Here is a 13,344-nt window from a genome sequence, read left to right as displayed (position 1 = left end):
TGTTCCGCCGGACGGGGCGCCTCGGGGAAAATGGGCGGGCGCGCCGAGGGGGACGGGCGGCGGATCGGGGGATGGATGATCGACGCGTACGAGGATCCGGGCACGCCCGACACCCGTGGCGGCTGGCGGTTCCTGTGGTGGCTGGTGCGGTGCCAGCCGGGGCGTTCGGTGGCCGGGGCGCTGCTGGCCAGTACCTGGATGGTGCTGCTGGCCGCGCAGCCGTACCTGATGGCGCGGGCCGTGGACGACGGGCTGCTGCCGGGGCGGCTCGGGGCGCTCGCCGGGTGGACCGGGGCGATGTTCGCCGTCGGGGCGCTGAACGCGTGGGTGAGCATCCTGCGGCACCGGGTGATGACGCGGGTCCGGATGGACGCCAACTTCCGCACGGTCAAGGTGGTGGTCGGGCACGTGGTGCGGCTGGGGGCCGCGCTGCCGCGCCGGGCCGGCGCCGGGGAGGTCGTCACCATCGGGGTCGGGGACGTGCAGACCCTGGCGACGGCGCTGACCGTGGTGGGTCCGGGGGTCGGCTCGCTCGTGGTCTACGCGGTGGTGGCCGGGCTGCTGCTGGCGATCTCCGCGCCGCTGGCCGCGGTGGTGCTGCTCGGGGTGCCGGTGATCGCGCTGCTCACCGGGCCGCCGGCGCGGCGGCTGCAGGGTGCGGAGAGCGGGTACCGCGAGCTCCAGGGGATCCTCACCGCGCGCATCGCCGATCTCGCGGGCGGCCTGCGCGTCCTCAACGGGCTCGGCGGCAAGGGGCTGGTCGCGGACGCGTTCCGCGACGACTCGCGGCGGTTGCGGGCACAGGGCTACCGGGTGGGTGCGGTGGCCAGCTGGGTGCAGGCGCTCGGGGTGGGTTTGCCGACCCTGTTCCTCGCGGTCGTGACCTGGCCGGCGGCCCGGCTCACCGCCGAGGGCTCCCTGTCGGTGGGCGAGCTGGTCTCCGTCTACGGCTATGTGGCGGTGCTCGTCGGACCGGTCGCGTTCTTCGTCCGGATGGCCTACGACCTCAACCGGGGCGTGGTGGCCGCGCGCCGGGCGGTACGGCTGCTGCGGCTGGAACCGGAACCGGACACCGGCACCCTGCCGGCGCCCGCCGGACCGGCCGAGCTGCACGACCCGGCGTCCGGGGTGCGGGTGGTGCCGGGCCGGCTGACCGCCCTGGCCGCCGTCCGGCCCGCCGAGGCCGCCGCCGTGGTCGACCGGCTCGGCCGGTACGGCCCCACCGACGCCACCTGGGGCGGGGTACGACTCGACGCGGTCCCGCTGCCGGACGTACGGCGGCGCGTCCTGGTCGCGGACAACGAGGCGGACCTGTTCGCTGGACCGCTGCGGGAGGTGCTGGCCGCCGCGCACCCGGCCGACGAGGCGGCACTGCGCCGGGCGGTGCACGCGGCGGCGGCCGAGGACGTGGTCCGGGGCCTGCCGGACGGCCTGGACTCGGCGGTGGCCGGGCAGGGCCGCAGTCTCTCCGGCGGCCAGCGGCAACGCGTGCGCCTCGCCCGGGCACTGCTGGCCGGCCCCGAGGTGCTGCTCGCCGTGGAACCGACCTCGGCGCTGGACGCGCACACGGAGGCGGCGGTCGCCGGCCGGCTCCGGGCGGCACGGGAGGGCCGCACCACGCTGGTGACGACGACGTCCCCGCTGGTCCTGGCCCGGGCCGACACGGTCGTCTTCCTGGCCGACGGCAAGGTCGCGGCGACCGGCCCGCACCCGGCCCTGCTGGCGGAGCAACCGGCGTACCGGGCGCTGGTCGCGCGCGACGGCGGGGAGACGGGGGGCACACCGGACGCCGTGGACCCGGCGACCACCACCGCGCCCCCGCCAGGCGCGGCGGCCGTACCCCCGAAGGACGCGAAGGAGCCCCGCGCATGACCTCCGGCGACGCCCTGCTGCCCGTCGCCGACCGGGCGGCCGTACGGCGGGCCACGGTGCGGCTGGTGTCGGCCGACCGGCGGGCGTTCGCCGGCGCGCTGGGGCTGAACGCGCTGGCCGCGGCGGCGGGGCTGGCCGGGCCCTGGCTGGTGGGCCGGATCGTCGACGAGGTGCGGGCCGGGCACGGGGCCGGCGCGGTGGACCGGCTGGCGTCCTGGATCGTGGTGTGCGCGCTGGCGCAGCTCCTGCTGGCCCGCTGGGCGCGGTACGTCGGGCACCGGTTCGGGGAGCGCACGCTGGCCCGGGTCCGCGAGGAGTACGTCGAGCGGGTGCTGGCGCTGCCCGCGTCCGTGGTCGAGCGGGCCGGTACCGGTGACCTGACCGCGCGGGGCACGGCGGACGTGGCGACCGTCGGCACGACCCTGCGGGACGCCGGCCCCGAGCTGCTGGTCGACAGCGTGCAGGCGGTCTTCGTGCTGGGCGCGGTGTTCGCGCTCGACCCCCTGCTGGGGGCGTTCGGCCTGCTCGGTCTCACCCCGATCCAGCTGGCGCTGCGCTGGTACCTGCGGCGCGCCCGGGACGGCTACCTCGCCGAGGGGGCGGCGACCTCACAGGTCGCGGAGACCGTCGCGGCGACGGCCGCCGGCGCGCGGACCGTGGAGGCGTTCGGGCTGCGGGAGCGGCGGATCGCGGCGAGCCGGGACGCGCTGGAGGCGTCCCGCCGTACCCGGCTGTACACCCTGCGCCTGCGGTCGGTGTTCTTCCCGGCGGTCGAGGTGACGTACACCGTCCCGGTGGTCGGTGTGCTGCTGCTCGGCGGCTGGCTGCACGCCCGGGGGTCGGTCGGGGTCGGCGCGGTGGTGGCGGCGGCGCTGTACCTGCGGCAGTTCACCGAGCCGCTGGACCAGATCCTGATGCGGGTGGAGCAGCTCCAGAGCAGCGGCGCCTCGTTCGCGCGCGTGGAGGGGCTGGCGCAGGCGCCCCGGGACGAGGGCGCGGGGGTGTCCGCGGTGCCGGCGGACGACCGGATCGAGGTGCGCGGGGTGCGGTACGCCTACGAGCGCGGCGGCGAGGTGCTCGGCGGGGTGGACCTGACGGTGCGTCCCGGGGAGCGGCTCGCCGTGGTGGGGCCGTCCGGCGCCGGGAAGACGACCCTGAGCCGGCTGCTCGCGGGCGTCGACCGGCCCGGTTCCGGCACGGTGACGGTGGGCGGGGTGCCGGTGGCGGGGCTGGCGCCGGAGCTGCTGCGCCGGCAGGTGGTGCTGGTCACCCAGGAGCACCACGTCTTCCTGGGCACCGTGCGGGAGAACCTCCTCATCGCCGAACCCGCCGCCGACGACGCCGCCTTGTGGGCGGCGCTCGCGGCCGTGGGCGCCGACGACTGGGTGCGCGGCCTGCCGGACGGGCTCGACACCCGGCTGGGCGAGGGCGGCCGGCCGACGGACGGTTCGCAGGCGCAGCGGCTCGCCCTCGCGCGCGTGGTCCTGGCGGATCCGCACACCCTGATCCTCGACGAGGCGACGGCCCTGCTGGATCCGGCCACCGCCCGGCACACCGAGCGCGCCCTGGCCTCGGTGCTCGAGGGCCGTACGGTCATCGCCGTCGCCCACCGCCTGCACACGGCGCACGACGCGGACCGGGTGGCGGTCATGGAAAACGGCCGGCTGACCGAACTCGGCACGCACGAGGAGCTGGTGGCGGCGGACGGCGCGTACGCGGCGCTGTGGCGGACGTGGCACGGGCGGGCGCCCGAACGGTGATCCGCCGGCGCCCCGCGCGGGTGTCCGCCCGCCCGGCAGTCCGCATAACGGACTCGGACATCCGGACAACGAACCATTTCCGGCCAAATTGGTGACGCGGTCCTGACAAGCAGCGAGATCGCCTGCCACTCTTCCCTGGCCGACTCACAGCAACCCCACAGTTTCCGCGCTTCTGTGTGAGCCGGCTCCGCACCTGCACGTGGCTTTCGCGTAACGCCTTGTTCTGCCCGGACGCCCCAACCCCCCGTCCGGTCTCCCCGGCCGCGCGACCCGCGGTCACGCAGAAGGAGTCAGTGTGAGAAGCAATTCCTCTCGCGGACGCACCTCCCACACCCCGCACCGCCCCACCGCGCACCGCCGCGCCGCCACCGTCGCCCTCGCCGGTGTCGCCGCCCTGATCGCCGCCGCCGTCCAGTCCGGCGCGGCCACCGCCGCCCCGGCGACCCCGCGGGCCGGCAAGGCCGACCCGGCCCACACGGCGGTCAGGCTCACGCCCGCGCAGCGCGCCGGGCTGATACGCCACGCCGACGCCGGCACCGCCGCCACCGCCCGGCAGATCGGCCTGGGCGCCCGGGAGCGACTGGTCGTCAAGGACGTCGTCAAGGACGCCGACGGCACGCTGCACACCCGCTACGAGCGCACGTACGGGGGCCTGCCGGTGCTCGGCGGCGATCTGGTGGTGACCACCGCCAGGTCGGGCAAGACCATGGAGGTGATCCGGGCGACCGGCGCCACGCTGAAGGTCGCCGGGCTCACCCCGGCCGTGCCGAAGGCCGCCGCCGAGAAGCAGGCCGTCCAGCGGGCGAAGGCGCTCGGCGCGACGAAGCCGGCCGCGGACAGCGTCCGCGAGGTGATCTGGGCGGCGGGCGGCAAGCCCGTGCTGGCGTACGAGACGGTCGTCGGCGGCCTCCAGGACGACGGCACCCCGAACCAGCTGCACGTCGTCACCGACGCGGCCACCGGCAAGAAGCTCTACGAGTACCAGGGCGTCAAGAGCGGCATCGGCAACACCCAGTACAGCGGGCAGGTCACGCTGACCACGACCCAGTCGGGCTCGGCGTACACCCTCACCGACGGGGCGCGCGGGGGCCACAAGACGTACAACCTGAACCGGGGCACCTCCGGCACCGGGACCCTGTTCTCGCAGTCCTCCGACACCTGGGGCAACGGGAGCAGCTCCAACGCCGCCACCGCCGGCGCGGACGCCCACTACGGCGCGGCGCTCACCTGGGACTACTACAAGAGCACGTTCGGCCGCACGGGCATCAAGAACAACGGTGTCGGCGCCTACTCCCGCGTGCACTACGGCAACGCCTACGTCAACGCGTTCTGGGACGACAGCTGCTTCTGCATGACCTACGGCGACGGCTCCGGCAACGCCAAGCCGCTGACCTCGATCGACGTGGCCGGCCACGAGATGAGCCACGGCGTCACCTCCAACACCGCGAACCTCAACTACAGCGGCGAGTCCGGCGGTCTGAACGAGGCGACCAGCGACATCATGGCCGCCGGCGTGGAGTTCTACGCGAACAACTCCGCCGACCCCGGCGACTACCTGGTCGGCGAGAAGATCGACATCAACGGCAACGGCACCCCGCTGCGCTACATGGACAAGCCCAGCAAGGACGGCGCGTCCAAGGACAACTGGTACTCGGGCATCGGCGGCGTGGACGTGCACTACTCCTCCGGTCCCGCGAACCACTTCTTCTACCTGCTCAGCGAGGGCAGCGGCGCCAAGGTCGTGAACGGCGTCAGCTACAACTCGCCCACGGCGGACGGCCTTGCCGTCACCGGCATCGGCCGGGACAAGGCGCTGCAGATCTGGTACCGGGCGCTGACCACCAAGTGGACGTCCACGACCAACTACGCGGGCGCCCGCACCGGCACCCTCGCGGCGGCCGGCGAGCTCTACGGCACCACCAGCGCCGAGTACAAGGCCGTGCAGGACGCCTGGGCGGGCGTCGGGGTCGGCTCGCGCTCCGGTGGCGGGGGCGGCGGCGGTACGTCGTACGAGAGCACCACGCCGGTGCCGGTGCCGGACAACGGCCCCGCCGTCACGTCGGGCATCACCGTCTCCGGCCGCAGCGGGAACGCGCCCGGCAACCTCCAGGTGAGCGTCGACATCACCCACACCTGGCGCGGTGACCTGGTGATCGACCTGATCGGCCCGTCGGGCACCGCCTACCGGCTGAAGAACTTCAGCTCCTCGGACTCGGCGGACGACGTGAACGAGACCTACACGGTCAACGCCTCGGCCGAACCGGCCAACGGCACGTGGAAGTTGCAGGTGCAGGATCAGGCCACGTACGACACCGGAACACTCAACGGCTGGAAGCTGACCTTCCCGTAAACGGCACTCCAAGGGCCAGCGATCACGGGGCTGTCCGGGGGCGAGCACCCTCGGACAGCACCCCGTTCACATGCCCGCAACGTTTCTCGGACAGTTGACTTTCGGCCAACATCACGTCAGGGGCCTGACATGTACGCGCCCTTGATGTCACTCTCTCTCCACCCGCCGCAGCAGCACCGCAACTTCACAACGCCACATCACTCCGGCAGTAACCCCACACTGCCCGGACTCCCCCACCAGAAGGAGCTTCTGTGAGCCCCCTCTACGCGCGTCACAAGCGCACCACTCTGGCCATCGCCACCGCCGTCGCCGCCGGAGCCCTGCTCGCCACCGGTGTCACCACGAGTGCCACCGCCCAGCCCGCGGCCAAGCCCCTCGCCGCCGCCCCGACCGCGCTGTCCGCGGCCGCGCGCACCACCCTGATCCAGCAGGCCCAGGCCGACGCGGCCGGCACCGCCCGGCAGATAGGCCTCGGCGCCCAGGAGAAGCTGGTCGTCAAGGACGTCGTCAAGGACGCCGACGGCACCGTCCACACCCGCTACGAGCGCACCTACGCGGGCCTGCCGGTGCTCGGCGGCGACCTGATCGTCCACACGGCCAAGTCCGGCAAGACCCAGGGCGTCACCAAGGCGACCAAGGCGGCCATCAAGGTGGCCTCGCTCAAGCCGCAGATCACCGCCGCCAAGGCCGAGAAGCAGGCGGTGTCCGCCGCCAAGACGCTGGGCTCCGCCAAGACCACCGCGGACGGCGCCCGCAAGGTGATCTGGGCCGGCTCCGGCAAGCCCGTCCTCGCCTACGAGACCGTCGTCGGCGGCCTCCAGGACGACGGCACCCCGAACCAGCTGCACGTCATCACCGACGCGGCCACCGGCAAGAAGCTCTACGAGTACCAGGGCGTCGAGACCGCGACCGGCAAGACGCTGTACTCCGGCACGGTCACCCTCAACTCCGTGCAGTCGGGCTCGACCTACCAGCTCACCGACAGCGCGCGGGGCAACCACAAGACCTACAACCTGGCCCGCAGGACGTCCGGCACGGGCACCCTGGTGGCCAGCTCCACCAACGTCTTCGGCACCGGTACCGCCTCCAGCTCCTCCTCCGACCAGACCGCGGCCGCCGACGCCGCCTACGGCGCGGCCGAGACCTGGGACTTCTACAAGAGCACCTTCGGCCGCAACGGCATCAAGAACAACGGTGTCGGCGCCTACTCCCGCGTGCACTACGGCAACGCCTACGTGAACGCGTTCTGGGACGACAGCTGCTTCTGCATGACCTACGGCGACGGCTCCGGCAACGTCGACCCGCTGACCTCGCTGGACGTGGCCGGCCACGAGATGAGCCACGGCGTCACCTCCAACACCGCGGGCCTGAACTACTCGGGTGAGTCCGGCGGCCTGAACGAGGCCACCTCCGACATCTTCGGCACCGGCGTGGAGTTCTTCGCGAACAACGCGTCCGACCCCGGTGACTACCTCATCGGCGAGAAGATCGACATCAACGGCGACGGCACCCCGCTGCGCTACATGGACAAGCCCAGCAAGGACGGCGGCTCGGCCGACTACTGGTCCTCGTCCGTCGGCAGCAAGGACGTGCACTACTCGTCCGGCGTCGCGAACCACTTCTTCTACCTCCTGTCGGAGGGCAGCGGTTCGAAGACGATCAACGGCGTGACCTACAACTCGCCGACCTACAACGGCGCCGCGGTCACCGGCATCGGCCGCGCCAAGGCGCTGCAGATCTGGTACAAGGCACTGACCACGTACATGACGTCGACGACCAACTACAAGGCCGCCCGCACGGCGACCCTGAACGCGGCGTCCGCGCTGTACGGCTCCACCAGCGCCGAGTACCAGGCGGTCGCGGCGGCCTGGACGGCGGTCAACGTCAGCTAGTGCGCGCCGGCTCGTGAGGGGGCGGCACCCGGGAAGCGGTTCTTCCGGGTGCCGCCCTACGCTTGTGACCCATGTCCTCGGCGACCTTCACCTACGAGCCGGTCGGTGCGACCCGCGACGATCTCACCTTCTGCCCTCCCGGCTTCCACCCCATGCTGGTCCGCACCCGCCTCGGCGAGGGCCAGGAGGTGTTCCAGCGGGCCGCCGAGGCGGTCCTGACCTGGGAGATGCACCGCGCGCTGGGCGTCGGCATCGACGCCGGCACCGACCGCGCCGCCCCCGGCGCCGACGTCACCGTCACCCTGGCCGGCGTCATCAGGGCCCCCTGCCGCATCATATGGACGGCCGAGGAGCACCGCCGGGCCGGCTGGGCCTACGGCACCCTCGAAGGCCACCCCGAGTGCGGCGAGGAGGCCTTCGTGGTCGACCGCACCGGCGACGGCACGGTCTGGCTGACGGTGGCGGCCTTCAGCAAGGCCGCCAAGTGGTACGCCCGCGCGGGCGGCCCGGCGACCCGGGGGCTGCAACACGCCTACGCACGGCGATGCGGGACGGTCCTGCGGAGGCTGTCCGGGGCGCCGGCCGAGGCATGACCGGGCCGCGGACCGTCCCGCCCACAGGTCACCGCAGCACCATCCCGGCCCCCTCCACCACCTCCTGTGACGGCAGCGTCACGAGGCCCAGTTCGGCGACCGAGGACAGAAGGGGATGGGTGGGCAGGATGCGGACCGTGTAGCCGTAGGGGCCGGTGCGGTCCAGGGAGAGGGGGCCCTCGTAGAGCAGGCGGCCCTCCAGGTCGGGGGTGCCGGCCGGCTTCAGGGGGACCACCGTGGCGTCCGTGATGCGGTCCTCCTCGTCCACCCGCCCGGACACCGCCTGCACCTCCACGTCGTCGGGGCTCAGCTCGCCGAGGCCGACCCGGACCCGCAGGCCCACGGTGCCGCCCAGTTCCGCCGTGGCCGTCGTCGCCGTCGTCTCGACGTGGTCGACGCTCACCCCCGGCCAGGCGGCCCGCACGCGCGCCTTCCACCCGGCGAGGTCCCGGGCCGTGTCCGGGGTCAGCGCGCGGTGCGCCCGCGCGGCAGGGGCGTAGAGCCGGTCCACGTACTCCCGGACCATACGGCCGGCCAGCACCTTCGGGCCGAGCAGGGAGAGGGTCTGGCGGACCATCTCGATCCAGCGGTCGGGCAGACCGGCGCGCCCGCGCTCGTAGAAGCGGGGGGTGATCCGCTGCTCCAGCAGGTCGTACAGGGCGGCCGCCTCGATGTCGTCCCGCCGGTCGGCATCGGTGCCCGCGCCGTCCGCGGTCGGGATCGCCCAGCCGAAGTCCGGCTGGAACCACTCGTCCCACCAGCCGTCCAGGACCGAGAGGTTGAGGCAGCCGTTCAGCGCGGCCTTCATACCGGAGGTGCCGCAGGCCTCCAGGGGGCGCAGCGGGTTGTTCAGCCAGATGTCACAGCCGGGGTAGAGCTTCTGCGCCATCGCCATGCCGTAGTCGGGCAGGAAGACGATCCGGTGGCGGACCCGCGGGTCGTCGGCGAAGCGGACCAGCTCCTGCACCAGGCGTTTGCCGCCGTCGTCCGCCGGATGCGCCTTGCCCGCGACCACGACCTGCACCGGCCGCTCCGGGTGCAGCAGCAGCTCCATCAGGCGGTCGCGGTCGCGGAGCATCAGCGTCAGGCGTTTGTACGACGGGACGCGGCGCGCGAAACCGATCGTCAGGACGTCCGGGTCCAGCACCCCGTCGATCCACCCCAGCTCGGCGTCGCCCGCGCCGCGCTGCCGCCAGGAGGCGCGCAGCCGCTCCCGCACCTCCAGCACCAGCTGTTCGCGCAGCGTGCGGCGCAGTTCCCAGACCTCCTGGTCCGGGATGTCCGCGACCGCGTCCCAGCGTTCGGAGCGGCCGACGCTCAAGGCGTCCTCGGTACGCTGGGCGCCGATCTGCCGGACGCCGAGCCGCAGCACCTCCGGCGCCACCCAGGTCGGTGCGTGCACCCCGTTGGTCACGGAGGTGATCGGCACCTCCTCGGCGTCGAATCCCGGCCACAGCCCGGCGAACATGTTCCGGCTGACCTGCCCGTGCAGCAGCGACACCCCGTTGGCCCGCTGCGCCAGCCGCAGCCCCATCACGGCCATGTTGAACAGGTTCGGCTCACCGCCCGGGTAGGTCTCCATGCCCAGCGCCAGGACGCGCTGCACGTCGATGCCGGGCAGTTCGGCGTCCGGGCCGAAGTGCCGGCCCACCAGCTCCCGGTCGAAGCGGTCGATGCCGGCCGGGACCGGGGTGTGCGTGGTGAACACCGTCCCGCCCCGCACGGCCTCCAGCGCCGAGTCGAAGTCCAGCCCGTCCGCGCACAGTTCGGCGATCCGCTCCAGGCCGAGGAAGCCCGCGTGCCCCTCGTTGGTGTGGAACACCTCCGGCTCCGGGTGCCCGGTGAGCCGGCAGTACGTCCGTACGGCCCGCACACCTCCTATGCCGAGCAGCATCTCCTGGAGCAGCCGGTGCTCGCTGCCGCCCCCGTAGAGCCGGTCGGTCACCCCGCGTTCGCCGAGCTCGTTCTCCTCCACGTCCGAGTCGAGCAGCAGCAGCGGCACCCGGCCCACCCGGGCGAGCCAGACCCGGGCGCGCAGCGCCTTGCCGCCGGGCAGCGCGAGGGAGACCTGCGCCGGGGTGCCGTCGGCCTCCTTCAGCTGGGTGAGCGGCAGTTCGTTGGGGTCGAGCACCGGGTAGTGCTCCTGCTGCCAGCCGTCCCGGGAGAGGGTCTGCCGGAAGTACCCGTGCCGGTACAGCAGTCCCACCCCGATCAGCGGCACCCCGAGGTCGCTGGCCGCTTTCAGGTGGTCGCCGGCGAGGATGCCGAGGCCTCCGGAGTACTGCGGGAGCGCGGCCGTGATGCCGAACTCGGGTGAGAAGTAGGCGACGGCGGCGGGCAGGCCGTCGGCCTGTTGCTGGTACCACCGGTCGCCGGTGAGGTAGTCGTCGAGGTCGTCGGCGGCGGCGGTGAGACGGCGCAGGAACCGCCGGTCCCCGGCCAGCTCGGCCAGCCTGTCGGGCCGCACGCTGCCCAGCAGCCGCACCGGGTCCCCGCCGGCCCCGGCCCACCCCTCGGGACAGACGGACTGGAACAGGTCGCGCGTTTCCGGGTGCCAGGACCAGCGCAGGTTGCGCGCGAGGTCGCTCAGGGGGCGCAGGGGGTCGGGGAGAACGGGACGGACGGTGAACCGACGGATCGCCTTCACCAGAAACCTCCGAGGATGCCCTGGCCGTCGAGCCAGGGGGGAATCGGACTCATGCGACATGGGGGCGGGACGGCAGGCCGATCGCCGCGGCGCGGTTCGCCGTCCGGCTCGACGGCGGCAGGCTCGCGTCCCAGGCGATGCCAGGATCCGGGGCGGGGGACTTCGGGGCGGACTCGGCCGGGGCGGCCGGCCACGAGCGAAGGACGGTAAACGGTCCGGCCCGATGCCCGCTCAGAACCAAGAACACTTCCTCTTCCGGAGCGTGCCCACGCGCGCACCGCGCGCGGAGTGGTGGCCTCCAGGGACGAGGCCCTCCCTTCTGGGTGACGGAGGAGTCACATTCCACCTCGGGACGCCTCGCCGCGGGGTGAGACGCACGGCGCTGTGCGTCTCGTCGTCCCTGTCGACGGTAGTGGTTACCGCGCAGTCGGTGGGGACGTTCTCAGGGCGTGGCGGGATCTGTGAACTCCACGTCACCGGGGAGGCGGTGACCGAGCTGCCGGAGGCGGCCCGGCACTTCAGCGGGCGTGCGGGCCAGTACCTGCGCCGCGTGCAGGACGTGGGTGAGGGTGACGGGCCTGTCCGAGGGGAGCCAGGCCGCGGGCTCGTGCTGAGTTGCGCCGCGCAGCAGGGTCGGTTCGTCGTCGCGCGTCCACGTCCCGGCCGGCGGCTGCGACGCCGTCCGGCAGCCGTAACCGGTGAGACGCGCGACGGTCTCCTCCGTCGTCGTCCGCTGGTCGTGCGCGGCTCGCACGACGTGGCACCAGGGGACCTCCCGCCCGGTGTCGAGCCACGGCTCGAGCAGGGGTTCGAGCGCGTCGAGCGATCCGGGCGCGTCGGTGTCCCGGGCGATCTCGGTGAGCGCTCTGGTGAAGTACGGGAACCCTGTCTTCTCGTCCGCCTCGGAGGCATGCCCCTCGGCGGACGCTTGGACCGCGAAGCCGAAACCGGGGGTGGCGTAGCGAGCGCAGGCGTACGCGTGCGCGTAGCGGGGCCGCTCGGGATCGTCGTAGCCCTCGTATCCGGTGGCGCCCTTGCTCCAGGCCGACCCGTCACCCACCGACTTGGTGAACGTCTCGAACGGATCCCGGCAGGCGTCCACGGCCACGACGAGCTGAGCGGCGTCCGACTCCGTCCACCACGAGGATCTCCAGCTCCTCGACGGACTCGGCCGGCTCCCCGCCGTACGGCTCCGTACCCTGGCCCCCAGCTCGTCGGGAACAACTTCGGCTGATCATGGGCCTGTCGGGCGGGCGTGACGGCCGCCTTGGCGGGAACTCGGAAAAGGGGGCCGGTCTTGTGGACGGACGTACGCGTGAGTAGTTAACAAAGTGCCGGATTGCCCACCCGAACCGGGTGGGAAGGCTCCTCCGGTACACCCCACAGCAGCACCACAGCACCTCGCAGGACCCACCTCCCCATATCCATCCGCCACACCCTCGTTGAAGCGGACAGGAGCGGTCATGCCCGCCACGCACCACTCGTCAGCACCACCGACAAGCAGTAAGGACAAGGCCACAGGAAAGAAGACGACGGGCAGGAAAGGCACGGCACCGGCCGGCGCCGCCGGTCCGTCCACCGCCGCCGCCACCGCCGGCGAACGGTCCTCCCCGGGCACGGCCACCACCGTGGGCCGTATCCCCGTCCTCGACGTACGCCCCGTGGTCCAGCGCGGTCGCCGCCCCGCCAAGGCCGTCACCGGGGAGTCGTTCGAGGTGTCGGCCACCGTGTTCCGGGAGGGCCACGACGCCGTAGCGGCGAACGTGGTGCTGCGGGACCCGGCGGGCCGGCCCGGTCCCTGGACGCCGATGCGGGAGCTCGCCCCGGGCACCGACCGCTGGGGTGCCACGGTCACCGCCGGTGAACCCGGCCACTGGACCTACACGGTGGAGGCCTGGTCGGACCCGCTGGCCACCTGGCGGCACCACGCCCGGATCAAGATTCCGGCGGGCATCGACACCGAACTGGTCCTGACCGAGGGCGCGCAGTTGTACGAGCGTGCGGCCGGCGGTGTCCCGGAGGACCGGCGCCGGGTCGTCCTGGACGCGGCGGCGGCGCTGCGGGACGACGACCGCCCGGCGGCCTGGCGGCTGGCCGCGGCCCTGGCGCCGGAGGTGGAGTCGGTCCTGGCGCGCTATCCGCTGCGGGAGTTGGTCACGGCGTCGGATCCGATGCCGTTGCTGGTGGAGCGTGAACGGGCGCTGTACGGCTCGTGGTACGAGTTCTTCCC

At 73.3% G+C, this 13,344-nt stretch carries 8 protein-coding genes; 6 read left to right on the top strand and 2 right to left on the bottom strand.

The genetic code is table 11. The features are described from left to right. The first annotated feature begins 75 nt into the window (after positions 1-75). The 5 genes from AB0946_RS34115 (at position 76) to AB0946_RS34095 (ending at position 8,467) form a co-directional block, all read left to right on the top strand. Entirely contained in the window at positions 76-1,872 is a 1,797-nt protein-coding gene (locus AB0946_RS34115) for an ABC transporter ATP-binding protein (protein ID WP_366764554.1), read from the top strand. Then, complete coding sequence (locus AB0946_RS34110) at positions 1,869-3,632, top strand: ABC transporter ATP-binding protein (protein WP_366764552.1); 1,764 nt, start codon at positions 1,869-1,871, stop codon at positions 3,630-3,632. Before AB0946_RS34115 ends, AB0946_RS34110 begins: the two co-directional genes overlap by 4 nt. A gap of 295 nt (positions 3,633-3,927) precedes the next feature. Beyond that, complete coding sequence (locus tag AB0946_RS34105; protein ID WP_366764551.1) at positions 3,928-5,982, top strand: M4 family metallopeptidase; 2,055 nt, start codon at positions 3,928-3,930, stop codon at positions 5,980-5,982. A gap of 251 nt (positions 5,983-6,233) precedes the next feature. Next, complete coding sequence (locus AB0946_RS34100; RefSeq protein WP_366764550.1) at positions 6,234-7,874, top strand: M4 family metallopeptidase; 1,641 nt, start codon at positions 6,234-6,236, stop codon at positions 7,872-7,874. A gap of 71 nt (positions 7,875-7,945) precedes the next feature. After that, positions 7,946-8,467: a DUF1990 domain-containing protein gene (locus AB0946_RS34095; protein WP_366764548.1), complete on the top strand. Its 522-nt coding sequence runs from the start codon at positions 7,946-7,948 to the stop codon at positions 8,465-8,467. Between the two features lie 28 nt (positions 8,468-8,495). Here the strand turns inward: AB0946_RS34095 and AB0946_RS34090 are convergent, their stop codons facing one another. Together AB0946_RS34090 and AB0946_RS34085 are read right to left on the bottom strand one after the other, a co-directional pair. Next, positions 8,496-11,114: a glycosyltransferase family 1 protein gene (locus AB0946_RS34090; RefSeq protein WP_366764547.1), complete on the bottom strand. Its 2,619-nt coding sequence runs from the start codon at positions 11,112-11,114 to the stop codon at positions 8,496-8,498. 442 nt (positions 11,115-11,556) lie between these two features. Beyond that, positions 11,557-12,216 carry a hypothetical protein gene (locus AB0946_RS34085; protein WP_366764546.1) on the bottom strand — a complete coding sequence of 220 codons (660 nt, stop codon included), beginning with the start codon at positions 12,214-12,216 and terminating at the stop codon, positions 11,557-11,559. Positions 12,217-12,577: 361 nt separating this feature from the next. Between AB0946_RS34085 and AB0946_RS34080 the strand changes: the two genes are divergently transcribed. Then, on the top strand, positions 12,578-13,344 hold a 767-nt coding region (locus AB0946_RS34080; RefSeq protein WP_366764545.1), incomplete at its 3' end, for a maltotransferase domain-containing protein.

This window comes from Streptomyces sp. NPDC046870 (assembly GCF_040704595.1).
Taxonomy (GTDB): Bacteria; Actinomycetota; Actinomycetes; order Streptomycetales; family Streptomycetaceae; genus Streptomyces; species Streptomyces argyrophylli.
This window is presented reverse-complemented; position numbering and strand designations above follow the sequence as displayed.

Excerpts from the sequence above, each read along its gene's own strand:
- AB0946_RS34115 (WP_366764554.1), top strand. The coding sequence starts at position 76 with ATGATCGACGCGTACGAGGATCCGGGCACGCCCGACACCCGTGGCGGC.
- AB0946_RS34110 (WP_366764552.1), top strand. The coding sequence starts at position 1,869 with ATGACCTCCGGCGACGCCCTGCTGCCCGTCGCCGACCGGGCGGCCGTA.
- AB0946_RS34095 (WP_366764548.1), top strand. The coding sequence starts at position 7,946 with ATGTCCTCGGCGACCTTCACCTACGAGCCGGTCGGTGCGACCCGCGAC.